17 protein-coding genes, 1 tRNA gene and 1 pseudogene are annotated in these 22,517 nt (G+C 63.1%); 14 read left to right on the top strand and 5 right to left on the bottom strand.

Translation table 11 applies throughout. The features are described from left to right. Nucleotides 1–27: 27 nt before the first annotated feature. Nucleotides 28–942, bottom strand: coding sequence for a DMT family transporter (locus C404_RS43735; protein WP_169341596.1), 915 nt, complete (start codon nucleotides 940–942; stop codon nucleotides 28–30). Between the two features lie 188 nt (nucleotides 943–1,130). Further along, entirely contained in the window at nucleotides 1,131–2,228 is a 1,098-nt protein-coding gene (locus tag C404_RS43730; protein WP_021195131.1) for an aromatic ring-hydroxylating oxygenase subunit alpha, read from the bottom strand. Nucleotides 2,229–2,651: 423 nt separating this feature from the next. On the opposite strand from C404_RS43730, the gene C404_RS0129995 reads away from it, so the two are divergent. The 4 genes from C404_RS0129995 (at nucleotide 2,652) to folE2 (ending at nucleotide 6,877) form a co-directional block, all read left to right on the top strand. After that, complete coding sequence (locus C404_RS0129995; RefSeq protein WP_031329428.1) at nucleotides 2,652–2,939, top strand: exodeoxyribonuclease VII small subunit; 288 nt, start codon at nucleotides 2,652–2,654, stop codon at nucleotides 2,937–2,939. Continuing rightward, nucleotides 2,936–3,850: a polyprenyl synthetase family protein gene (locus tag C404_RS43725; RefSeq protein ID WP_021195129.1), complete on the top strand. Its 915-nt coding sequence runs from the start codon at nucleotides 2,936–2,938 to the stop codon at nucleotides 3,848–3,850. Before C404_RS0129995 ends, C404_RS43725 begins: the two co-directional genes overlap by 4 nt. A 66-nt stretch (nucleotides 3,851–3,916) precedes the next feature. Further along, nucleotides 3,917–5,827 carry a 1-deoxy-D-xylulose-5-phosphate synthase gene (gene dxs, locus C404_RS43720; protein WP_021195128.1) on the top strand — a complete coding sequence of 637 codons (1,911 nt, stop codon included), beginning with the start codon at nucleotides 3,917–3,919 and terminating at the stop codon, nucleotides 5,825–5,827. A gap of 243 nt (nucleotides 5,828–6,070) precedes the next feature. Further along, nucleotides 6,071–6,877: a GTP cyclohydrolase FolE2 gene (gene folE2, locus C404_RS43715; protein ID WP_021195127.1), complete on the top strand. Its 807-nt coding sequence runs from the start codon at nucleotides 6,071–6,073 to the stop codon at nucleotides 6,875–6,877. 45 nt (nucleotides 6,878–6,922) lie between these two features. On the opposite strand, the gene tsaD is transcribed toward folE2, so the two are convergent. Continuing rightward, nucleotides 6,923–7,966, bottom strand: a complete 1,044-nt coding sequence (gene tsaD, locus C404_RS43710; protein ID WP_021195126.1) for a tRNA (adenosine(37)-N6)-threonylcarbamoyltransferase complex transferase subunit TsaD — start codon at nucleotides 7,964–7,966, stop codon at nucleotides 6,923–6,925. Nucleotides 7,967–8,060: 94 nt separating this feature from the next. On the opposite strand from tsaD, the gene C404_RS43705 reads away from it, so the two are divergent. From C404_RS43705 to dnaG, 3 genes are all read left to right on the top strand, one after another. Continuing rightward, nucleotides 8,061–9,290 (top strand): NAD(P)/FAD-dependent oxidoreductase, encoded by a 1,230-nt coding sequence (locus C404_RS43705; protein WP_031329427.1) that lies wholly within the window; start codon nucleotides 8,061–8,063, stop codon nucleotides 9,288–9,290. Between the two features lie 121 nt (nucleotides 9,291–9,411). Next, the gene (locus tag C404_RS43700) at nucleotides 9,412–9,861 is read left to right on the top strand and encodes a GatB/YqeY domain-containing protein (protein ID WP_021195124.1); all 450 of its coding nucleotides are present in this window, start codon (nucleotides 9,412–9,414) and stop codon (nucleotides 9,859–9,861) included. A gap of 40 nt (nucleotides 9,862–9,901) precedes the next feature. Then, nucleotides 9,902–11,701 (top strand): DNA primase, encoded by a 1,800-nt coding sequence (gene dnaG / locus C404_RS43695; protein WP_021195123.1) that lies wholly within the window; start codon nucleotides 9,902–9,904, stop codon nucleotides 11,699–11,701. Nucleotides 11,702–11,793: 92 nt separating this feature from the next. Here dnaG and C404_RS60285 read toward each other — a convergent pair whose 3' ends face one another. After that, nucleotides 11,794–11,940, bottom strand: coding sequence for a hypothetical protein (locus tag C404_RS60285; protein WP_156667244.1), 147 nt, complete (start codon nucleotides 11,938–11,940; stop codon nucleotides 11,794–11,796). Nucleotides 11,941–12,019: 79 nt separating this feature from the next. On the opposite strand from C404_RS60285, the gene rpoD reads away from it, so the two are divergent. From rpoD to C404_RS43660, 7 genes and pseudogenes are all read left to right on the top strand, one after another. Then, nucleotides 12,020–14,506 (top strand): RNA polymerase sigma factor RpoD, encoded by a 2,487-nt coding sequence (rpoD, locus tag C404_RS43690; protein WP_021195122.1) that lies wholly within the window; start codon nucleotides 12,020–12,022, stop codon nucleotides 14,504–14,506. 133 nt (nucleotides 14,507–14,639) lie between these two features. Then, a tRNA-Ile gene (locus C404_RS43685) sits at nucleotides 14,640–14,718 on the top strand. Nucleotides 14,719–15,424: 706 nt separating this feature from the next. Continuing rightward, complete coding sequence (locus C404_RS43680) at nucleotides 15,425–17,020, top strand: DUF2957 domain-containing protein (protein ID WP_037011702.1); 1,596 nt, start codon at nucleotides 15,425–15,427, stop codon at nucleotides 17,018–17,020. A gap of 85 nt (nucleotides 17,021–17,105) precedes the next feature. After that, the gene (locus tag C404_RS43675; protein ID WP_031329424.1) at nucleotides 17,106–18,365 is read left to right on the top strand and encodes a DUF2957 domain-containing protein; all 1,260 of its coding nucleotides are present in this window, start codon (nucleotides 17,106–17,108) and stop codon (nucleotides 18,363–18,365) included. Between the two features lie 87 nt (nucleotides 18,366–18,452). Continuing rightward, the gene (locus tag C404_RS43670; RefSeq protein ID WP_021195119.1) at nucleotides 18,453–19,277 is read left to right on the top strand and encodes an OmpW/AlkL family protein; all 825 of its coding nucleotides are present in this window, start codon (nucleotides 18,453–18,455) and stop codon (nucleotides 19,275–19,277) included. Between the two features lie 112 nt (nucleotides 19,278–19,389). Continuing rightward, entirely contained in the window at nucleotides 19,390–19,881 is a 492-nt protein-coding gene (locus tag C404_RS60280; RefSeq protein ID WP_021195118.1) for a hypothetical protein, read from the top strand. Between the two features lie 279 nt (nucleotides 19,882–20,160). Beyond that, nucleotides 20,161–20,937 (top strand): annotated as a pseudogene (locus C404_RS43660) (MBL fold metallo-hydrolase); the annotation flags it as partial. 294 nt (nucleotides 20,938–21,231) lie between these two features. On the opposite strand, the gene C404_RS43655 reads toward C404_RS43660, so the two are convergent. After that, entirely contained in the window at nucleotides 21,232–22,509 is a 1,278-nt protein-coding gene (locus C404_RS43655; protein WP_021195116.1) for a branched-chain amino acid ABC transporter substrate-binding protein, read from the bottom strand. Nucleotides 22,510–22,517 lie beyond the last annotated feature (8 nt).

Genomic DNA, 22,517 nt, shown 5'->3' with positions numbered 1-22,517 from the left:
CAGCAATCTCCAGGGGGCGACTAGCAATCAAACTTCCGGATGAACCTCGGCTTCCGGCCCGGACACGGCGGTCTGCGGGGTCGGATGCTCGGCGCCCGACTGGCGGGCGCGCATGACCGTGGTGACAATGCCACTGCCGATGATGAGGGCCATGCCCAGCCACGACAGCGCGTTCAGGTGATCATTCCACAGCAACATACCCCAGCCGCTCGCAAAGACGATGCCGGTGTATTGCAGGTTCGCAGTCAATAGCGTGTTGCCGCGCTTATAAGCGCGTGTCATCGATGTCTGGCCGAGGGTGGCCAGAAGGCCCACCGCCAGCAGCAGACCGGCGCCCGACCACGTGTGCGGTTGCGCGCCCCCGATGAGCATCCATACACCACCGGCAATGGCGCTCAACAACGAGAAATAGAACACGATGCGCGCTTCGTTCTCACCCAGGTCACCGAGTTGGCGCACCTCCACATACGCCAGCGCCGTAAACACCCCAGAGACGAGACCGATCATGCCGCCGGCCAGCGCAAGCTGCGACCCGCCCATGTTCGGTTGCAGCAGGCAGACCACCCCCACGAATGACATGACGATGGCCACTACCATGCGCCGATCTGCCCCGCCCGGTTTACCTGCCAACGCCGCACCCGCGCCGATGATGAGCGCAATCCACACCGGCGACATGTAATTCAGCGTCATGGCGGTGGCCAGCGGCAGCAGGCTGATGGAGGTGAACCACAGCAGCAGCGAGGTCACCCCAAACACGCTGCGCTTGATATGCGAAAGGAAATACGGCGTGCGTACGCCTTGCCCTGAGCGTTGCAGGATCGCGCCCATCAGCACGACGCCGATGATGCTGCGGTAGAAGACGATCTCGCCCGTGCTGTAGTGCGCCGAGGCGAGCTTCACGCACACGCCCATCGCCGAGAAGGCAAATGCCGCAAGAATCATCCACAACGATTGGCGAGCGGAGTTGTCGGCCGTTTGGGCAGCCGTGTGGTGGACTTCGGTGGTGGTATCGGCAGACATGGCGAGGGAGTGCTGCGAACAACGGGGCGAAAAAAACGGTGCAGACCACGCGGGCTGCACCGTTCGTATTGTGACGCGGAAGGCGGCGGATGCCTACGGTCGGCCAGCCGTTAGTAGCGCATCACGCGCCGATACCACTCGTGGAAGTGCTGCATGCCGTCTTCCATGGGCGACTGATACGGACCGACTTCGCTCACGCCGCGCTTCATCAGCGCTGCGCGGCCGGCGTCCATGCGCTCGGCAATCTCGTCGTCCTCGATGCAGGTTTCCATGTAGGCGGCACGCTCCGCTTCGACGAATTCGCGTTCGAACAGGACGATCTCTTCCGGGTAATAGAACTCGACCACGTTGCGTGTCTTGTTCGGGCCCATCGGATGCAGCGTCGAGACCACCAGCACGTTCGGGTACCACTCGACCATCACGTTCGGGTAGTACGTCAGCCACACCGCGCCGTACTTGGGCATCTCGCCGTTGTTGAAGCGCAGCACGGCGTCATGCCACTTCTGGTACGTGGGCGTGCCCGGTTTGCGCAAACCGGCATGGAGACCGACCGTCTGCACGCTGTGCCACTCGCCGAACTCCCACTCCAGATCGTCACACGAGACGAACTGGCCGAGGCCCGGATGGAAGGGCACGACGTGGTAGTCCTCGAGGTACACCTCGATGAAGGTCTTCCAGTTGTAGTTGCACTCGTGCACCTCAACGTGGTCGAGCATGTAGCCCGAGAAGTCGAGATCGCGCGCCACGCCCAGGCGGGCGAGGTCTTCGCGCACGTCGCGCTTGCCCTCGAACAGCAGCCCGTTCCAGTTCTGCAGCGGCGAGCGCGACAGGTGCACGCACGGTTGCTGCTCGAAGTGCGGCGCGCCCAGTAGGTCGCCTTTCAGGTCATACGTCCAGCGGTGCAGCGGACACACGATGTTCTGGGCATTGCCGCGCCCATTGAGCATGATTGCCTGGCGATGCCGGCACACGTTGGAGAGCAGTTCGACGCCGTTCGGATTGCGTACCAGCACACGGCCTTCGGCCTCGGCGGCAAGCGTGTGATAGTCGCCAACTTCCGGGACCATCAACTCATGGCCGACGTAACCGGGGCCATGCTTGAACAGACGTTCGATTTCAGTTTGATACAGCGCCTCGTCAAAGTAGGCAGAGACGGGCAACTGGGTTTCAGACGGCACCAGGTTCAGTGCGGCGCTGAGATTGGACATTATCCCCACTCCCAATAACGGTGAAAGTAGTGAACAACCCAACCATCGAAAAATTCGATGAAAAATTCGATTTGGGAAAGGACGCCATCGGCGGGTCGCCGGGGTCTGTTGAAATAGGAAACGAGCGCTGTCGGCCCCCGCTTGGGCCAACGACCATACGTTTGATGGGCCAACAGACCCAAACCACCATACGGAACGGCATGTGCCGGCCCGGCCTTTGGAGGAAGGGGGCGATTGTACCCCAGGGGATTTGATAAGTCCCTGATTTTCGACATCTTTCGGCTGTTGGTCAGACGGTTGTCAGCCAGGTGAGCACGCTACGGGTGGCCACCAGTCACTGTCCGGTGCCTTGCGCGATGTGCGCAGAACGCCCGTGGAATTGCCGTAAAATGCCAGACTGTCCTTTTCTGATTCGCAACTGGCATGCCCCGTGCCCCAAGCGTTGCCTCGAGCGACGCGTCCGCCTCCCCACCCGCCACGCCGGCTTCCTATGAAGCGGCCATGGCCGAACTCGAAACCCTTGTTGCCAGCATGGAATCGGGCGAACTGCCGCTGGAGGCCTCGCTTGCGGCGTATCGCCGCGGGGCCGAGCTGGTCAAGTATTGCCAGCAGGTGCTGGAGCGCGTCGAGCAGCAGGTCCGTGTGCTCGACGGCGATGCCCTGAAGCCGCTGGCTGACGACAGCAACACGAACGAACAGGGCGGCGCATGAGCGCGCAGGTCCAATCCGAATTCGCCCAATGGATGACGTCCGTGGTCGCACGGACGGAAACCGCGCTGGAGCGCGCTTTGCCGGCCGAGACCGTGGTGCCGCAACGCCTGCACGCCGCCATGCGCTACGCCACGCTGGGGGCCGGCAAGCGCGTGCGCCCGCTGCTGGCGCATGCTGCCGGTGCGCTGGGTGAGGCATCGCCCGAAGCACTCGATGGCGTGAGCTGTGCGGTGGAGATGATCCACGCCTATTCGCTGGTCCACGATGACATGCCTTGCATGGACGACGACGACCTGCGCCGCGGCCGCCCAACCGTGCATCGCGCCTATGATGAAGCGACGGCTTTGCTGGTGGGGGACGCGCTGCAGACCCAGGCCTTTATCGTGCTGGCTGAGCTGGGTGCAGTGAACCCGGCGACCCGCGCGGTACTGGTGGGCGAGTTGGCGCGTGCGTCGGGTTCGCTGGGGATGGCGGGCGGCCAGGCAATCGATCTGCAGAGCGTCGGCATTGCGCTTTCACAGGAAGCACTGGAGGCGATGCACCGCATGAAGACCGGCGCACTGCTGCGCGCGAGCCTGCGCATGGGTGCGCTGTGTGCTGGCGTGAATGCCCCTGCGCTGGAACAGGTGGATGCCTACGCGGGTGCCGTCGGCCTGGCGTTCCAGGTGGTCGACGACATCCTCGACGTGACGGCCGATACCGCCACGCTGGGCAAGACCGCCGGCAAGGACGAGGCCAATGACAAGCCGACCTATGTGTCCATCCTTGGGTTGGACAAGGCTCGGGCGCTGGCCGATGCGCTGCATGCCGCTGCGGGTGCGGCGGTTGCACAGCTCGCCCGTGAATTGGGCGAAGCCCGCACCGTCCGATTGGCCGAGATGGCCGACCTGATCGTGCGGCGTGGCCACTGAACAACATTGCAGAGACAGTAGACGTCTTTGCCCAAAAACGTTTGAGCGCCTGAGCGGCGGCCCCACATGACGTACGAACTTCTCAACACCATCGACGATCCGGCCGACTTGCGCCGACTGGACCGCCGCCAGCTCGGCCCCCTGGCCAGTGAGCTGCGAGCCTTTGTGCTCGATTCCGTCTCGCAGACGGGCGGCCACCTGTCGTCGAACCTGGGCACGGTCGAGCTGACCATCGCGCTGCACTACGTCTTCAACACGCCGGAAGACCGCATCGTGTGGGATGTCGGCCACCAGAGCTATCCGCACAAGATCCTCACCGGCCGCCGCGAGCAGATGGGGTCATTGCGCCAGCTGGATGGCATTTCCGGCTTCCCGCGCCGCAGCGAGAGCCCGTACGACACGTTCGGCACGGCGCACTCGTCCACGTCGATCTCTGCTGCGCTGGGCATGGCCCTGGGCGCCAAGACCAACGGTGAGGACCGCGTCGCCATTGCCGTGATCGGCGATGGTGCGATGACGGCTGGCATGGCCTTCGAGGCCATGAACAACGCCGGCATCTACAAGAATCTGCCGTTGGTCGTGGTGCTCAACGACAACGACATGTCGATCTCGCCGCCAGTGGGGGCGCTCAACCGCTACCTTGCGCGCCTCATGAGCGGCCAGTTCTACGCGGCCACCAAGAAGGGCGTGGAGAAGCTGCTGTCGGTGGCGCCGCCGGTGCTTGAATTCGCCAAGCGTTTCGAGGAACACACCAAGGGCATGTTCGTGCCGGCTACGATGTTCGAGGAGTTCGGCTTCAACTACATCGGTCCGATCGACGGGCACGATCTCGAGTCGCTCGTGCCGACGCTGCAGAACATCCGCAAGCGCGCGCTGGAAGGCGGCGGACCGCAGTTCTTGCACGTGGTCACCAAGAAGGGCCAGGGCTACAAGCTGGCGGAGGCCGACCCGATCCTTTATCACGGCCCGGGCAAGTTCAACCCGCAAGAGGGCATCAAGCCCGCCACGCGGCCGGCCAAGTTGACGTACACGCAGGTGTTCGGCAACTGGCTGTGCGACATGGCTGCGGCTGACAAGCGCCTGGTCGGCATCACGCCCGCCATGCGTGAGGGCTCCGGCATGGTGGAGTTTGAGCGACGCTTTCCTGATCGCTACTACGACGTTGGCATTGCCGAGCAGCATGCCGTGACGTTTGCCGGTGGCCTCGCGTGCGAGGGCCTGAAGCCTGTCGTCGCCATCTATTCGACGTTCCTGCAGCGCGGCTATGACCAGTTGATCCATGACGTGGCGCTGCAGAATCTGCCGGTCGTGTTTGCGCTGGATCGCGCCGGCCTGGTCGGCGCGGATGGCGCCACGCATGCCGGTGCCTACGACATCGCCTTCCTGCGTTGCATCCCCAACATGATGGTGATGACGCCGGCGGACGAGAACGAATGCCGCCAACTGCTGAGCACAGCGTTTGCGCAGGATTGCCCAACGGCGGTGCGCTATCCGCGCGGTGCCGGCGCGGGTGTCGCAGTGCAGCCGACGCTCGAACCGCTGCCGCTGGGCAAGGCCGAGGTGCGCCGTGCATCGACGGCTCCGGCGGGGCAGCGCGTCGCGATCCTGGCATTCGGCTCGATGGTCGCGCCGGCTTCGGCGGCGGCCGAGCGCCTGGATGCAAGCATCGTCAACATGCGCTTCGTCAAACCGCTCGATGTGGCCTGCGTGCTGGACATGGCACGCACGCACGATTACGTCGTCACGGTGGAAGAGGGCTGCGTGATGGGCGGTGCCGGCAGCGCCTGCGTGGAAGCCCTGGCTGCCGCCGGTGTCGCAACGCCCGTGCTGCAACTGGGCCTGCCCGACCGCTTTGTCGATCACGGAGACCACGCCGCGCTGCTGGCGCAATGTGGGTTGGATGCCAACGGCATCCTCGCTTCCATCCGCGAGCGCTTTGACGTGCCGCCGCGCGCAGCGGCGCCGCGTGTCGCCTGAGTCACCTTGCGCGATAGGCAGATTCAATCACCCGCATAGCGCTTGCGGGTTTGAGTAGTTGACTGCAGAGGTAGGAAATTTCCCTTACACTCCGCCAGTCCAATTTGTAAATTGTGTGCGCAGTCGCGGGATGGGTTGATCAGATCACTTGAGGAGTGATCACCATCAGCCAGGTTCCGCGGTTTCACACTCGTTGCGTACCGGCCGACTGCGATGGCCGGGCGACCGTAAAGGAAACCGATCATGAACGATATGAACCCAGCCTTCGTGATGCCGGATGTGCAGTCCAGCCACGACACCCGCCAGATCCCGATTCAACGCGTGGGCGTGCGTGGCGTGCGTTACCCGATGTCGCTGCAGACCCCGTCGGGCGTGCAGAACACCGTCGGTACGTACAACCTGGATGTGCACCTGCCCGCCGATCAGAAGGGCACGCACATGTCGCGCTTCGTCGCGCTGCTCGAAGAAGAGCGCGAGCCGCTGAACCTGGCGCAATTCCAGCTGCTGCTGGAAAAGATGCTGGAGAAGCTCGAAGCCGACGCTGGCCGCATCGAAGTCCACTTCCCGTATTTCGTCAGCAAGACGGCCCCGGTGTCGGGCGTGCAGTCGCTGATGGACTATGAAGTGACGATGATCGGCGAAGTGCGCGACGGCCACACCAAGGTGCGCGTCAAGGCGCTGGTGCCGGTGACGAGCCTGTGCCCGTGCTCGAAGAAGATCTCGCAGTACGGTGCGCACAACCAGCGCTCGCACATCACGATCGACGCCGAGCTGGCCGCCGATACGCCGGTCGAATCGCTGATCCGCATGGCCGAAGAAGAGGCGTCGTGCGAGCTGTGGGGCCTGCTCAAGCGTCCGGACGAGAAGTTCGTGACCGAGCGCGCGTACGAGAACCCGAAGTTCGTGGAAGACCTGGTGCGCGACATCGCCATGCGCCTGAACCAGGACGATCGCATCGTCGCCTACACGCTGGAAGCCGAGAACTTCGAGTCGATCCACAATCACAGCGCCTATGCGCTGATCGAGCGCGATAAGCGTCTCGACAAGTAATCGACATCGCAGTAACGAAAAAGCCGCTCAACCGAGCGGCTTTTTTCATGCTTGCTGGATGCGGATGTCTTCGAGATCCCAGCGTGGTGTGACGCCGTAGCCGTAGCCGTCCTGCACTTGCGTGGGATCAGCTTGAAGCCGCATCGCGCCGGCAAAGGCAATCATCGCGCCGTTATCGGTGCAGAACTGCAGGTCAGGGTAGTAGACGCGCAGACCGCGCTTCTTGCCCTCGGTGTTCAGGCCTTCGCGCAACTGGCGGTTGGCACCCACACCACCGGCCACGACGATGCGCTTGAGGCCATGCTCTCGCGCGGCGCGCAGCGTCTTCTTGACGAGTACCTCGACGATGGCATCGACAAACGCACGGGCCAGGTCGGCACGCGGCTGGTGACACGTTTCGCTGTCGGTCAGATTCAGCTTGCGCACCTGCGTGAGTACCGCTGTCTTCAAGCCTGCGAACGAGAAATCGAAATTGCCTGAGTGCAGCATCGGCCGGGGCAGGTCGAACACGCCCGGGTTGCCGAATTCGGCGAGGCGCGAGACGGCTGGGCCGCCGGGGTAGCCGAGGCCGAGGAGCTTGGCGGTCTTGTCAAAGGCCTCGCCGGCAGCATCGTCCAGCGTCTCGCCGAGCAACGTGTACTGGCCGACGGCATCCACGCGCATCAGCTGCGTGTGGCCGCCAGAGACGAGCAGCGCCAGGAACGGAAACTCGGGTCGATCCGCCTCCAGCAGCGGCGAGAGCAGATGCCCCTCCAAGTGGTGCACACCCACCAGCGGCTTGCCTAGTGCAAACGCCAGCGCATTCGCCACGGAGGCGCCGACCAGCAGCGCGCCAGCCAGCCCAGGGCCTTTGGTATAGGCGATGGCGTCGACGTCCGCGCGCGTGGCGCCAGCCTTGCCGAGCACCTCTTCCAGCAGCGGAATCACGCGGCGGATGTGGTCGCGCGAGGCCAGTTCGGGCACGACGCCGCCGTATTCGCGGTGCATGGCGATCTGCGAATACAGCGCATGCGCGCGCAGGCCGTCAGCCGTGTCGTACAGCGCGACGCCGGTTTCGTCACAGGAAGATTCGATGCCGAGGACCAGCATGGCGAGTGAAGGAAGAAATCCGTAGGAAGGCGCCGAAGATAGCACAAGCTAAAATGCGCGGTTTTCAAGCATAGACAGAGGCGGCGCGACGATCATGATGCGGTGCGATGTAGCAGTGATTGGCGCAGGCGCGGCCGGGATGATGTGTGCGGCCGTGGCCGGGCAGCGCGGCGCGCGCGTGGTGCTCATCGACCACACGACGAAGCTGGCCGAGAAGATCCGTATCTCGGGCGGCGGGCGCTGCAATTTCACCAATATCAACGCGGGGCCGGCCAACTACCTGTCGAACAATCCGCATTTCTGCCGCTCGGCGCTGGCACGGTACACGGTGCAGGATTTCGTCAGCCTCGTCTCCAGCTATCGCATCCCCTATCACGAGAAGCACAAGGGCCAGCTCTTCTGCGACGACAGCGCGGAAGACATCATCCGCATGCTCGAAGCCGAGTGCGAGAAGGGCAATGTCATCTGGCGCACGGGCTGCTCGATCGCCGAAGTGGGCAAGGACGGTGATGCCTATCGCCTGTCGACCAGCGCGGGCGAGATCGTCGCCAACAAGCTGGTGATCGCTACGGGCGGTTTGTCCATCCCGAAAATTGGCGCGACGGATTTCGGCTACCGCATTGCCCGCCAGTTCGGGCTGAAGATTGTCGAGACGCACCCGGCGCTGGTGCCGCTCACCTTCAACGCCGAGCATTGGGCACCGTTCTCTGCGCTCTCCGGCGTGTCGATGGAGGTGGATGTGACGGTCGCGCAGCCTGCAGCCGCCGGCAAGGGTGGGAGGAAGGGCGGTGCCACGACGTTCCGCGAAGATTTGCTGCTCACGCACCGTGGCTTGTCTGGCCCGGCAGTGCTGCAAATCTCAAGCTTCTGGAACTCTGGCCAACCGCTTGCCATCGATCTGCTGCCGGAAGTCGACGCCGCGCAGTGGCTGTGCGACGAGAAATCCGGCTCGCGCAAGCAGCTCGGGACGGTGCTGGCGCAGCGCCTGCCGGAGCGCGTTGCGCAGGCTTGGTGCGCCACGCATGGCGCTAACCCGCACGCGCAAATTGCCGACTTGCCCGACAAGCTGCTGCGTACGCTTGGCGGCGCGCTCAACGGCTGGAAGCTGACGCCGTCCGGCAGTGAGGGCTACCGCAAGGCCGAGGTCACACGTGGTGGCGTCGATACGCGTGCGTTGTCGTCCGCCACGATGGAGGCGCAATCTGTCCCCGGCCTGTACTTTATCGGTGAGGTGGTCGACGTGACGGGCTGGCTTGGCGGCTATAACTTCCAGTGGGCCTGGGCCTCCGCTGTTGCGGCAGGGGAGGCCGCCTCCGCCCGCTGACCCCACCGATCGGTCCTAGAACTGTCGTGGTTCTGTGCTACGATCAGTGATCCACTTTTCTCAGTTTGCAACCCGCTGGGCCGCTGCCCAAGCGGGTTTTGCCGTTTATCGGAGTTTTTGAATGTCCCTGAAGGCACAGATCACGGAAGACATGAAGGCCGCCATGCGCGCCAAGGAAATGGATCGTCTGGGCACGATCCGCCTGCTGCAGGCCGCCATCAAGCAGCGCGAGGTGGATGAGCGCATCGAGTTGGATGACGCCGCCGTGCTGGCCGTGGTCGACAAGATGATCAAGCAGCGCAAGGACTCTATCACCGCGTTCCAGCAAGCCAGCCGCGAAGATCTGGCCGCCAAGGAAGCTGCTGAAATCACCGTGCTGCAGGTCTACATGCCGGCGCAACTGTCGGAAGCCGAAGTCGACGCCGCTGTGCGTGACGCCGTGGCCAAGGCCGGTGCCGCCGGCCCGCAGGACATGGGCAAGGTCATGGGCATCCTCAAGCCGGCCCTGGCTGGCCGTGCCGACATGACGCAAGTCTCGGCGCGCGTGAAGGCCGCGCTGACCGGCACCTGATTCCCTTCCGCAATCGCAATACCCAAGGGGCGCACTCCGCGTGATCCCGCAGCCGTTCATTGACGACCTGCTCAACCGCGTCGATATCGTCGACGTGGTGGGCCGCTACGTGCAATTGAAGAAGGGCGGCGCCAATTTCATGGGGCTGTGCCCGTTCCATAACGAGAAGTCGCCGTCGTTCTCGGTGTCGCCCACCAAGCAGTTCTATCACTGCTTCGGCTGCGGCGCGCACGGTTCGGCCATCGGCTTCCTGATGGAGTTTTCCGGGCTGTCGTATGTGGAGGCCATCAAGGACCTCGCGCAGTCCGTCGGCATGGTGGTGCCGGAAGAGCGCGGTGGCTTGCCGCCGGCCGCACGCGCCGAGCAGCAAGCCAAGACCGTCGCACTCGGCGACATCATGGCGCGCGCCTGCGAGCACTACCGCAAGCAACTGCGCAGCGCCCCCAACGCCATCCAATACCTCAAGGGTCGCGGTCTGACCGGCGAGATCGCCGCACACTTCGGCCTCGGCTATGCGCCGGACGACTGGCAATCGCTCGAGGCTGTGTTCGGCCCGTACCGCGAAGACGCCACCGCCGCGCCCCTCATCGAAGCCGGCCTCGTCATCGAAAGCGAGAAGACCAGCGCCGACGGCTCGCACCGCCGCTACGATCGCTTCCGCGATCGCATCATGTTCCCCATCCGCAATACCAAGGGCGTGGTGATCGGCTTTGGCGGCCGGGTGCTGGGGCAGGGCGAGCCGAAATACCTCAACTCCCCCGAGACGCCGCTTTTCAGCAAGGGCACCGAGCTGTACGGCCTGTTCGAGGCGCGCAACGCCATCCGCGAGTTGGACTACGTGCTGGTCGTGGAAGGCTACATGGACGTCGTCGCGCTGGCGCAGCTTGGGTTTGCCAATGCCGTCGCCACGCTGGGCACGGCTTGCACGCCGATCCACGTGCAGAAGCTGTTGCGACAGGTCGATACCGTCATCTTCTCGTTTGACGGGGATTCCGCTGGGCGCCGCGCCGCGCGCCGGGCCCTGGAAGCATGTCTGCCGCACGCCACCGACAACAAAACGATCAAGTTCCTGTTCCTGCCGTCGGAACACGACCCGGACAGTTTCGTCCGTGAAGAGGGCACCGAAGCCTTCGCCCGCGAAGTGCACAACGCCATGCCGCTGTCGCGCTTCCTGCTGCAGGCCGTGACGGAAGACCTCGACCTACGCCAGCCAGAAGGCCGCGCCCGCGCCCAGTACGAAGCCAAGCCGCTGCTGACCGCGATGCCGTCCGGCGGCTTGCGCCTGCAGATCGTCCGCGGCCTGGCCGACATGACCGGCACCACACCCGCCGACATCGAGGCGCTATGTGGCCTGCGCAGCGACCCCGCCCAGGCCGGCCGCATGACGCAGAAGCGTCCGCGTGTGGCGCGTACCGCACCAACCGCGCTGGAGCAAAAACTGCTGCGCCTGCTGATGCGCTATCCCGCCCTGGCTGCTCGGCTCGATGCGAATGCGCGCGCCCAGTTGACAGCGCCGGAATTGCCCCAAGGTGAGGTATTGGCAGGGCTGCTGGCCGAATGCGATGCCGCGAGCCCCGAAATGCACTTTGGCGCCTTTGTCGAGCGCCTTGGCCAGACGCCGTATGCCGAAGCCTTCGCCGGACTGCGCGTGACTGTCCTCGAGGACGATATCGAGCTGGAGCCGGCCACCATGGAGTTCGATAGCGCTGTGCAAAAGATGCTTCTTGCGTCGCACAAGCGCGAGCTTGAGATGTTGCTGCGCAAGGTAGAAAGCGGTCACGCCAGCGATGACGATAGAGAGCGTATGCGTTGGCTGTTAAGCGAGACCAGTCGCCGGTAGCTTGAGTAGTGCGCACGTCCCGGCACAAACCTAACTGGGGCGGGCGATTGCGGGTAGCCCCTTGATTTTTCAGGCGAAAACCCGATTTTCACTTAGACCGGCTGGTCTGGCGTGCTAGAATAGCCGGTTCGGATTGCAATATCTTTTTCCCATTTTGGGGGAGTGAGCGTGCCCATGGTGAAGGTGAAGACCTCCGCGAAGACCGGTTCCAAGGCCAGTCCTGCTTCTGTTTCTGCCACGCGATCCTCATCGGCGCACGGCGCCGGAGGAGGAAAGACCCCAGCGGGAACGGCGAAAGTCGCGAATGGTCGGAGCCATATGGGGCAGGCGGTAACAAAGGCGACTGTGCCGGCAAAGACGGGGAAAGCCCAGCCGCGCCAGACCGCCGAGATCACCGTCGCCGCCAAGCCCGTCAAGGCAGCAGCGCGCGCAAAAAGCGCAATCCAGTCTTCAACTGCAGACAAGGTCTCGACGTCGATCAGCACGAGCGCCAGACCTGGCGGCAAAACAGCCGCTTCAGTCGCACTCAAGGGCAAGACAACCACCGTGGCGAAATCGAAAGCTACCGAAGTCGAGAGCAAGCAGACCCCTGCCAGCGCAAGCGCAACCAAAACGGGTACCGCTCGTACCAGCACCGCAGCCAAGCCAGTCAAGGCAACCGCGGAAGACACCAAGCGCACCGCCCAGGCAGAGGCCACCCCCACAACTCCTCCTGCGCCTCGCGCCGAAGCAGCAGCCGAGCCCAAAAAGCGCGGCCGCAAGCCCAAGGCAGAAACGCAGGCAGACGATGACAGCAGCACGGACGTGACTGAAGAATTTGACACCCCCGCCGCTCCGGCACCGAAAACCGAAAAGCTGAAGGCCCGTGACCGCAAGGCCAAGGAAAAAGCCCTGCTCAAGGAATTTGCTGCTTCGCAGCAAGGCGGTTCGGAAGAAGAGCTCGAGGCTCGCCGCCAGAAGCTCAAGGCGTTGATCAAGCTGGGCAAATCGCGCGGCTACCTGACCTACGCCGAAATCAACGACCACCTCCCCGACGACATGGTCGACGTGGAGTCGCTGGAAACGTTGGTCGCCACGCTCAACGACATCGGCGTTGCCGTGTACGAGCAGGCTCCGGACGCCGAAACGCTGCTCCTGAACGACAACGCGCCTTCCGTCACCACGGAAGAAGAGGCGGAAGAAGAAGCCGAAGCCGCGCTGTCGACGGTTGACTCCGAGTTCGGCCGCACGACCGACCCGGTGCGTATGTACATGCGCGAAATGGGCACGGTCGAACTGCTGACGCGCGAAGGCGAAATCGTCATCGCCAAGCGCATCGAAGCCGGCCTGAAGGACATGGTCATGGCCATCTCGGCCTGCCCGGTCACCATTTCGGAAATCCTCGCCATGGGCGAGCGCGTCGCCAACGACGAAGCCAAGATCGACGAGTACATCGACGGCTTGATCGACCCGAACGCTGAAGCCGACGCTGCCGCTGCAGCCGAGGAAGAAGAGGACTTCGAGGAAGAAGAAGCCGAAGAGGAAGCCGACGAAGAGGAAGACGAGGACGACGAAGGTGCTGGCGCTGCCGCCGCTTCGGCCCGTCAACTCGAAGAGCTCAAGCAGGCTGCGCTGGTCAAGTTTGGCGTGATCGCCGACCAGTTCGACAAGATGCGCCGTGCCTTCGAGAAGGAAGGCTACAAGTCCAAGTCGTACGTGAAGGCGCAGGAGGCTATCCAGGCCGAACTGATGTGCATCCGCTTTACCGCACGTAACGTCGAGCGTCTGTGCGACACGCTGCGCGGTCAGGTGGACGAAGTCCGCAAGCTGGAACGTGCCATCCTGAACATCGTGGTCGACAAGTGCGGCATGCCGCGCGGTGAGTTCGTTTCGCGCTTCCCGGGCAACGAGACCAACCTCAAGTGGATCGACACCGTGGTGGCCGACGGCAAGCCGTACAGCACCATCGTCGAGCGTAACGTGCCGGCCGTGCATGAGCTGCAGCAGAAACTGATCGACCTGCAGGCGCGCGTGGTGCTGCCGTTGTCGGAGCTGAAGGACGTCAACCGCAAGATGTCGGAAGGCGAGCGCCGTGCGCGCGAAGCCAAGCGCGAGATGACCGAGGCCAACCTGCGTCTGGTGATCTCGATTGCCAAGAAGTACACGAACCGCGGTCTGCAGTTCCTCGACCTGATCCAGGAAGGCAACATCGGCCTGATGAAGGCGGTGGACAAGTTCGAATACCGTCGCGGCTACAAGTTCTCGACGTACGCCACGTGGTGGATCCGTCAGGCCATTACGCGTTCGATCGCCGACCAGGCGCGCACCATCCGGATTCCGGTGCACATGATCGAGACGATCAACAAGATGAACCGCATCTCGCGTCAGATCCTGCAGGAAACCGGCAACGAGCCGGATCCGGCAACGCTGGCCGAGAAGATGGAGATGCCGGAAGACAAGATCCGCAAGATCATGAAGATCGCGAAGGAACCGATCTCCATGGAAACGCCGATCGGTGACGACGACGACTCCCATCTGGGCGACTTCATCGAGGATACGAACACGCTGGCCCCGGCCGAAGCGGCGCTGCATGGCTCCATGCGCGGCGTGGTGAAGGACGTGCTCGACTCGCTGACGCCGCGCGAAGCCAAGGTGCTGCGCATGCGTTTCGGTATCGAGATGAGCACCGACCACACGCTCGAAGAAGTCGGCAAGCAGTTCGACGTGACGCGTGAGCGTATCCGCCAGATCGAAGCGAAGGCGCTGCGCAAGCTGCGCCACCCGAGCCGTTCGGACAAGCTGAAGAGCTTCCTCGAGGGCAGCTAATCAGTAGCGGATTGATGCTCGGAGGTGGGTTTCTGCCCACTTTCGAGTAAAATCGCACACATGGCCCGGCCTAACCCGCCGGGTCAATTTTTTGTCGGTTGTCCTCAGTTGTTCATTCGGGACGCCGCTCTTTGGGCCTCTAGCTCATGCTTGGTTAGAGCAGCGGACTCATAATCCGTTGGTGCCGGGTTCGACTCCCGGGGGGCCCACCATTCTTTCTCCCGGTCTACCTCCCCATTTGCGCAAATCTTTCTGTCGAATGGCTTTCTGCTATTCCGTGCGGAGCTGTATCGGGACTGATTTTTGCTGGCGCATATATCTCGCGAAATATATCCGTTTCGACATAATTCGGTTATGTCGCGCCGCACGATATTCCCCCGCGAGTGAGGGGGAGGAGTTTAAAACACTTCAAACGAAACGAATTCATTCCTTTGTTTGAAATGTCGCCAAATGGCGCCGCACCTACTTGCGCGAGGCATTGCGGGCAATGTTTTGAATGAAATCTCTATTTACTTCATAGTCTGTGCAGACCATAGTGGCACGCATAACGACAAGTAAATAGCCAGTAGCGTACCTTCGGAGACACAGGATGTTACGCATTCAAAACGGGCCTTTCCAGCACTCCGCTTCTGCGCGTGCCCACGCGCGTCACCGCCATCGTCATCATCGCAGCGAGCCGGGTTTCTCGCGTTAGCTGCAACACACCCCGACTGGTTTTGGCATCGGCACCCAACCGATTAGCGCGTTACACGAGTTAACGCGCGCGACAAAACACGTCCGTCGTTTCTGTTGATTTGCAGGACTGATCTGCCGTCAGGGCAGATCGTGCGCTGTCGGCTGTCGTACGCCGACGGGCGGGGTATTGGCCGGCATTTCCCGGCAAAAACACAACAAGTTTTAGAACGTGAGGAGACAACCATGGGTAGTCGACGTCATCTTTTTGTTGTCATGGCAACCAGTTGCATGGTCGCGATGCCGTTCATCGGCGGGTGCGGCGGTGCAGACGATCCGGGCTCGTCGAACGTTGCGCAGTGCTCGGGTAGTTCTTGTCCGCCGAGCGGGCCAAACACGACGCCAACCACGCCGACGAGCCTGTGCCCGGCTGCGCTGGACTACACCACCACCTACACCGGTGGTTCGGGCAGTGGCGAGTACATCAAGGTCAAGTTCGATACGAGCAAGAACACGTATCAGATGCAGTTCATCGAGTCGTCGGTGCCGACCTCGGCGGGGCAGGTGAACAACACGCGCAAGGGGCTGACCATCAACGGCACGTTCGTGCATCCGACCAACCTGCCGACGCCTGAGCAGAACCGCTGCGCCTTCGTACTCCAGTCGGGCAAGACGGCGGACAACAGCTACGCGATCACCGTCAATCCGCAAGACCCGCCGACGCTGTTTGTGGGTCAGGGCATCGTGGGTGGCGGCATTCCGGGGGCGACGATCCAGTTCAACGGTATCCAGCCGCTCCCGGGGCTGGTCATTGGCGCGGTGCCTTCGCGCTCGTTTGATTTCTATCCGTTCCTGGGCTTCTCAGAGACGGTGACCGACTTCACGCAAGTGGCCGGGCACTACAACGAAGTGGGCGTACATGTCACGCCCACTGGGTCTGGCAATCAGACAACGGGGCCGCAAGGCTGGGAGCCCGATGCCGTCAACTGGACACAAACGTTGAATGCTGACGGTACATGTACAGCCGAGGGCATCGACTACTCATGCCACACGACGGGCACGCCGTGGACGCGGCGCTTGAACGCGGATGGTTCGCAGGACAACGTGTTCGTGAGCAATCCCACGGCTGCCAACGTGCCTTATGCGTATGTCGGCCAGGTCTCGCCGCTGGTTCTGCCTCTTGCTTCAAACCAGGCCAAGGGGATTCTGATCGCGGGCAAGCTCAACGGTCAGGTGGTACCGGTGGTGATCCGTGTCGGCTATGTGCATGTCGATTCCAACCTGCTGGCGACCTCGGCGGATGACCAGATCGGCATTTCGATTCTGACGCCCGTAGCGACCATTCCCGCCAATGCACTTGCGGGCGGCTACATCGGCGCAACCAGTGCATCGGCATGCGGGTTGGTGACCTCCAATGGCCCGAGCGGATTCCCTGCCAGCCTCAACGGTCTGGGTTCAGCTGTCGACCATCCTGAACTGTCCGGCAGCTTTACTGGTGGCACCTTCCACACCTGGGTGGGCAACTGCACCGACGGCACTGCCGTCTCCACGCTGGCCGCCAACTACACGTCAACGCTGTTTCAGAACGGCACCGCGGCCTTCATCAACCCGTTCAACTCGCGGGTGACGGCGCAGTTCACGCTCGACTACACGCAAACCTCGCCGGGCAAGTTGCTCGTTACCGCGCAGAACGACTTCAACGCGCAGGGCGCCAGCGGCAACGTCGCGCTGTTCAAGGCGGGCGACAAGGGCGTCGCGGTCAGGGTGGGCAACGTGTACGCAATGCTCATGAACAACAACAAGTTCAACCCGTTCTTCACGGTCGGCGCGTTCGTCCAGTGAGGCACGCAGCAACGAAACCACATGCGGCGGCGCGTGCGAAGTGCGTGTGCCGCCGCAGTTGAACAACAACATGGAGGAGACGCAAATGCAATGGCGTAAATGGCTGGTCGTGTTGGCGTGCGCACCGATGGTGACCGCATGTGGCGGTGGCGGAGATGATCCGCCGGCTCCGGTGATCCAGCGCCTGTGTCCGCAGGTGATCGACTACAACACCGTCTTTACGGGCGGCTCAGGTTCGGGCGAACTGGTGAAGGTGCAGCTCGATACCACCAAGATGACGTACCAGATCACGTATCTGGCGTCGCCGATTCCGGTGACGACGGGCACGGTGGCGCCCACACGTGACACCGCTCCCAACAACGTGCAGACCGGCACGCTGACGCAGGAAACCGCACTGCCGACCGAGAAGCTCAATCAATGCGCGTTCCGCCTGAACAACGCGAGCCTCGATGCAAGCCGGCCGGCGCGTTTCTTCCTGGGGCAAGGTGTGCTGGGTGGCACGATTCCGGGGGCGACGATCCAGTTCGACGGCATCGTCGGCGTGGGCAAGATCCCGAAGACCACGTTCCCGTACTACCCGTTCATCAGCTTCTCGAGCACCGAGACGGATCTGACCAAGATCGCGGGCAACTACAACCAGCTGGGCTACCACCAGGTGCCGTCGCAGAACTTCTCGCAACAGGCAGTCGATGCGCGTTTCACCATCAACGCGGACGGCACCTACACCGAGTGCGACAACCTGGGCGTGAAGAACGGCGGCGCGTGCCTGACATCGAGCGCGACGGTCAACCAGAAGCTCACGCTGCGTGCCGACTCCTCGGCCTTCACCACGGCGAATTATCAGCCGCAGGTGCCGGCCACGTTGTCGTCGCTCGATCCGAGCAAGGCCGGCAAGGGCGTACTGATCGTGGGCAAGCTGTACAACCAGCTGGTGCCGATCTTCATCCGGGTGGGGGCGGCCAACTCGAATCTGACTGCTGGCCCGCCGGTGGCAGACGACGAGTCCGGCATCTCGTTCCTGGCGCCGACCACCAACATTGCGCAGGGTTCGCAAGACGGCGAGTACACGGGCGTGGACAGCACGTTCAACTACCGCGCCACTGCGCTGGTGGGTGCACAGGCCACGATGCTCGATCCGTTCAATGCGTCGCAGGTCGCGCTCACGCGTCCGCTGAATCTGGATTTCACGCAGACCGTACCCGGCGTGATCCGCACCACGCAGACGAGCGCACCGGCTGGCTCGGCCCCGACCGGCAAGCTGATCTTCACCGGCAAGACCTTCGGCTTCCTGGATATGAGCGATACGAAGAACCCGTACTTCACCGTGGGCGCCTTCGTGCAGTGACGTTTCCGGAATCACACGCCACGAGGTGCGGTAGCCATGACGCAACGTCGGTCCGCACCTCGCTCATAACAACAGGAGGGAAGCATCATGAAGAAACTGACTGTCGCATTGGTGGCGGCCTGCGCATCCGCAGGTGCCATGGCGCAGCAGGCGGGTGACAACGTGGCCACGGTGGGGTGGTTCCACATCATGCCGCAGGACTCGAGCAACAACCTGACCACCAGCGTGATCAACGCGCCGATCAATGATCCGCTGCGCTTGCCTGGTAGCTTCACGTCGCCCAACAGCGGGCTGCGTGTAAGCAACGCCAACACGCTGGGCCTCACCCTCACGCACTTCTTTACCGACAACATCGCGCTGACCACCATTGCCGGCGTGCCGCCCGAGTTCAAGCTGACCGGGCACGGCGTGATTCGCGCGCCTGGGCCGGCGGGTGCACTTGGCCACGTCGATCTGGATGACCCGTCCAACCAGCCCGCGGTGCGCAAGGCGCGGCAGTGGAGCCCCGGGGTCATCCTGCAGTGGTACTTCGGGCACGCGCAGTCGAAGTTCCGCCCGTTCGTGGGCGTGGGGGTGGTCTACAGCTTCTTCACCAATATCGAGCTGAACCCGAACTTCTCGGCAGCGGTGAACCGTGAGCTGGGCGGCGTGCTGGCGGCGGGGGCCGGCAAGCCCGGGCCGACGTATGTGGAGGGGAAATCGTCTGCATCGTGGTCGGCCATCTTCAACCTGGGCGCGAGCTATGCCATCACCGATCGCTGGGCATTGACGGCCACGGTGTCATACCTGCCGCTCAAGACGGAAGCCGCCACCGTGATCAAGGCAGCGGACGGCTCTACGCTGGCCACCACCAAAACCACGCTCAAGGCCAACCCGATCATCACGTTCGTTGGGGTGTCGTACAAGTTTTAGTCGGGTGTCGGCTGTCTGTGCCTGGCTAATTGGCGCGGCGTGAATTGAGCGGGAACCGGTTTGCGCTGCATTCTTAAGACGGTTTCAACCGTCAGTTCTAGTGAGGCAATAAATGAGCACACGTAAAGTCGTATCTCTTGCAGTTGCACTCGCACTTGCCACCGTAGCAGCCGCACCCGCATTTGCCGTGACCGTTTCGCGTGTCGATGGTCAGCCGATGAACCCGAGCGGCGAGCCGTTCTCGGTCACCGGCTCGACCAACCTTACCAAGGGCTCGACCGCCGCGCAGTGCCAGGCCACCTTTACCGGCACGATCACGCCCACCGGCGTCGTCAACATCACGTCGACGTCGTTCACGGGCGGTACGCTCTGCGGGTTCATCAGCGGTGCCACGCCCTGGACGGGGCAGGCTGACTCCACCACGCAGCTGACGATCAACAACGCTGGTGTCAACGTGTTCCTGCTGGGCAGCTGCGGCCCCAGCAAGGTTGTGACGGCCTGGAACGACAAGGAATCGTCGTTGACGTTCAGCAATGCCACGTTGACGCCGGACTGTACGGTGGACGGCAAGGTGGTGTCGACGCCGGCGTTCCACGTGCAATAAGCCCGTACCCGGTTGACCTGCGGTTGCGCAGCCGCGGTTGATCGGCATGACGCAAAGGCCCGGCATGTCGGGCCTTTTCTTTTTCATTCTTCCGGATTTCTCTAGACCATGAACAACATGCGAATGGTTGTAACGACGGCGCTCACGTTGATGCTGTCGATGGTGGGTGCCACGCCGGCGTTGGGGTTGATCGTTCAGTAGCGCCTGTGGTTCGGGCGTGGCTCGACCATTTTGCGTTTCGAAGTGGAGCAATACCCCCGTCGCCAATAGCGACAACGCATGTGTACTAGAGGTGGCATGATCCGGGCTCCCACCGCTGCAACGGGGCAGCGGTTTCTCCTCCGGAGCCAAGACATGCGTTTGCTCACCTCTGCCGCAGTGGCCATCACATTGGCCACGTCTATCGGATTCGCCCACGCCCAGACTGCGGCCCCCACGCCTACCGCCACGCAACAACGCGCTCAAGTGCCCGGCTACTACCGCATGGCCCTTGGCGATGACGTTGTCACCGCACTCTACGACGGCTACATCGATCTGCCAGCCAAGACGCTGGTAGGCATGAGTGCGCAATCGGTGCAGAGCCTGCTGGCGCGGATGTTCGTGTCGAGCACGCCGGGCATGCAGACGGCGGTGAACGGCTATCTGATTGACACGGGCAGCCAGCGCATCCTGGTCGATACCGGGTCGGGCACGTGCTTTGGCCCGACCATGGGTGGCTTGGCCGGCAACGTGCGCGCGTCGGGCTATCAGCCCGAGCAGATCGACGCCGTGCTGCTGACCCATCTGCACCCGGATCACGCCTGTGGTTTGTTGACGCCGCAAGGGCAGCCGGCCTTCCCGAATGCGCAGGTGTATGTGGCCGCACCAGAAGCCGATTTCTGGCTGAGTGAGGCGGTTGCTGCCGCCAAGCCAAGGACATGCAACCGTTCTTCAAGATGGCGCGCGATTCCGTGGCGCCGTATGCGGCGGCTGGCAAGCTCAAGCAGTTCAAGCCGGGCGATGAGGTTATCTCGGGCGTGCGCTCCGTACTCGCTAATGGCCACACGCCGGGGCACAGCGGCTACCTCTTTGCATCGAAGGGGAAGAGTCTGCTGGTGTGGGGGGACATCGTACACAGCCACGCCGTGCAGTTCTTGCATCCAGAGGTTGCGTTTGAATACGACGTCGACCAGAAGCAGGCTGTGGCATCGCGTCGCAAGCTGTTTGCCGAGGCGGCGCAGGACAAGCTCTGGGTGGCCGGTGCACACCTGCCGTTCCCGGGTCTGGGCCACGTGCGCCGCGACGGCAAGGCGTTTGCATGGGTGCCGATCGAGTACGGCCCGCTGCGCTCCGACCGCGCGGACTGACTCGTCATACGCCTGCCGGCCGCTTCATCTTGCAGGTGGTCGGCAGGTCCAGGTCTTTGGCGGCGGTCGTGCTTTCGGTCTTGTGGCCCCACTGCGTGCCGTCGTAGCCGACCTTGACGGCCTTGCCGTCCACCGGCGCGATGGTCGAGACCACCTGCGGCAGCAGCAACTGGTGGTCGCTCTTGCGCATCGTGACGTCGCCCAGGAAGCTCTGCTTCTGCATGCCCTCCAGAGCCAGCGCAATCTTGAGCGGGTCGGTGGAGTTGGCCTTGCGGATGGCATCCGTCACCAGCTCGACGGAGAGCACGGTGCGCGGGGCGAAGTGCTCGCCGGCGGGCGTCTGGCGCACGCGTGCATCCATCTGCATGAGTTGCGCGTTACCGTTGCCGGGCGTCCATTCGGACACCCACGTCACCTTGCCGATCTTGGCCTGCGACACCGCCAGCACAGTGCCCGGCGCACCCGCACCGCTGTGGTTGAGATAGCGCACGTCGTAGCCCATGTCGCCGTCAGCCTTGACGAGCAGGTTCAGATCCTGCCCCCAGTTGCCGGTGAGCAGCGTGTCCGCGCCGGTCGCCTTGGCCTTCGAGACGTAGGGCGCGAAGTCCTTCACCTTGCCGATTGGGTGCAGTGTCTCTCCGGTGAACTGCACGTCGGGCCGCGCAGCAGAGATCATCTGCTTGCCCAGTGACGCCCACAACCGACCGTGCGCGTAGTCCTGGTTCAGTGAATAGACCTTGCGGATGTCGGGTTGCGTCTTCACGAAGTCGGCCAGCGCCCGCATCTTCATGGCCGTATTGGCCTCGGTGGCGAAATGCCAGAAGCTGCAGTGCGCGCCGGTCAGGTCCGGGTCGATCGAGGCGTAGTTGATGATCAGCACGCGCTTGTCCGGGTTGCGCTCGTTGTGCTTGGTGGCGGCGTCCACCATGGCCGCCACCACGGACGAGCCCGACCCGCCGGTGAAGATGATCTTCGTGCCGGCATCGATGGCGCTTTGCAGTGCCGACAGGCTGTCCTGCGCCGATAGCTTGTTGTCGTAGGTCGTCAACTCGTAGCGGGCGCCATTCAACACGCCTTGCGGCTGCGCGTTGGCATCATCGATGCCGAGTTTCAGGTTGGCGAGGAACTGTTCGCCCACATTCGACAGCGGCCCGCTCAGCTGGTCGATGAATGCCACCTTGATCGGCGCCGGGTCTGCAGCATGTGCCAGCGGTGCACAGAGCAACGTGGCCGCGCTGGCCAGCGCGGACAGCGGACGGGCAAAGCGGGTCAATGCGGACATGTCTCCTC

Source organism: Ralstonia sp. AU12-08 (assembly GCF_000442475.1).
GTDB classification, from domain to species: domain Bacteria; phylum Pseudomonadota; class Gammaproteobacteria; order Burkholderiales; family Burkholderiaceae; genus Ralstonia; species Ralstonia insidiosa.
The sequence above is the reverse complement of the archived record's forward strand: the minus strand, read 5'-3'. Positions and strand labels throughout refer to the sequence as shown.

Bases quoted from the DNA above. Each gene is read 5' to 3' on its own strand.
- C404_RS43735 (WP_169341596.1), bottom strand. From the start codon at position 942: ATGATTCTTGCGGCATTTGCCTTCTCGGCGATGGGCGTGTGCGTGAAG.
- C404_RS43730 (WP_021195131.1), bottom strand. From the start codon at position 2,228: ATGTCCAATCTCAGCGCCGCACTGAACCTGGTGCCGTCTGAAACCCAG.
- C404_RS0129995 (WP_031329428.1), top strand. From the start codon at position 2,652: ATGCCCCGTGCCCCAAGCGTTGCCTCGAGCGACGCGTCCGCCTCCCCA.
- C404_RS43725 (WP_021195129.1), top strand. From the start codon at position 2,936: ATGAGCGCGCAGGTCCAATCCGAATTCGCCCAATGGATGACGTCCGTG.
- dxs (WP_021195128.1), top strand. From the start codon at position 3,917: ATGACGTACGAACTTCTCAACACCATCGACGATCCGGCCGACTTGCGC.
- folE2 (WP_021195127.1), top strand. From the start codon at position 6,071: ATGAACGATATGAACCCAGCCTTCGTGATGCCGGATGTGCAGTCCAGC.
- tsaD (WP_021195126.1), bottom strand. From the start codon at position 7,966: ATGCTGGTCCTCGGCATCGAATCTTCCTGTGACGAAACCGGCGTCGCG.
- C404_RS43705 (WP_031329427.1), top strand. From the start codon at position 8,061: ATGATGCGGTGCGATGTAGCAGTGATTGGCGCAGGCGCGGCCGGGATG.
- C404_RS43700 (WP_021195124.1), top strand. From the start codon at position 9,412: ATGTCCCTGAAGGCACAGATCACGGAAGACATGAAGGCCGCCATGCGC.
- rpoD (WP_021195122.1), top strand. From the start codon at position 12,020: ATGGGGCAGGCGGTAACAAAGGCGACTGTGCCGGCAAAGACGGGGAAA.
- C404_RS43680 (WP_037011702.1), top strand. From the start codon at position 15,425: ATGGGTAGTCGACGTCATCTTTTTGTTGTCATGGCAACCAGTTGCATG.
- C404_RS43675 (WP_031329424.1), top strand. From the start codon at position 17,106: ATGCAATGGCGTAAATGGCTGGTCGTGTTGGCGTGCGCACCGATGGTG.
- C404_RS43670 (WP_021195119.1), top strand. From the start codon at position 18,453: ATGAAGAAACTGACTGTCGCATTGGTGGCGGCCTGCGCATCCGCAGGT.
- C404_RS60280 (WP_021195118.1), top strand. From the start codon at position 19,390: ATGAGCACACGTAAAGTCGTATCTCTTGCAGTTGCACTCGCACTTGCC.
- C404_RS43655 (WP_021195116.1), bottom strand. From the start codon at position 22,509: ATGTCCGCATTGACCCGCTTTGCCCGTCCGCTGTCCGCGCTGGCCAGC.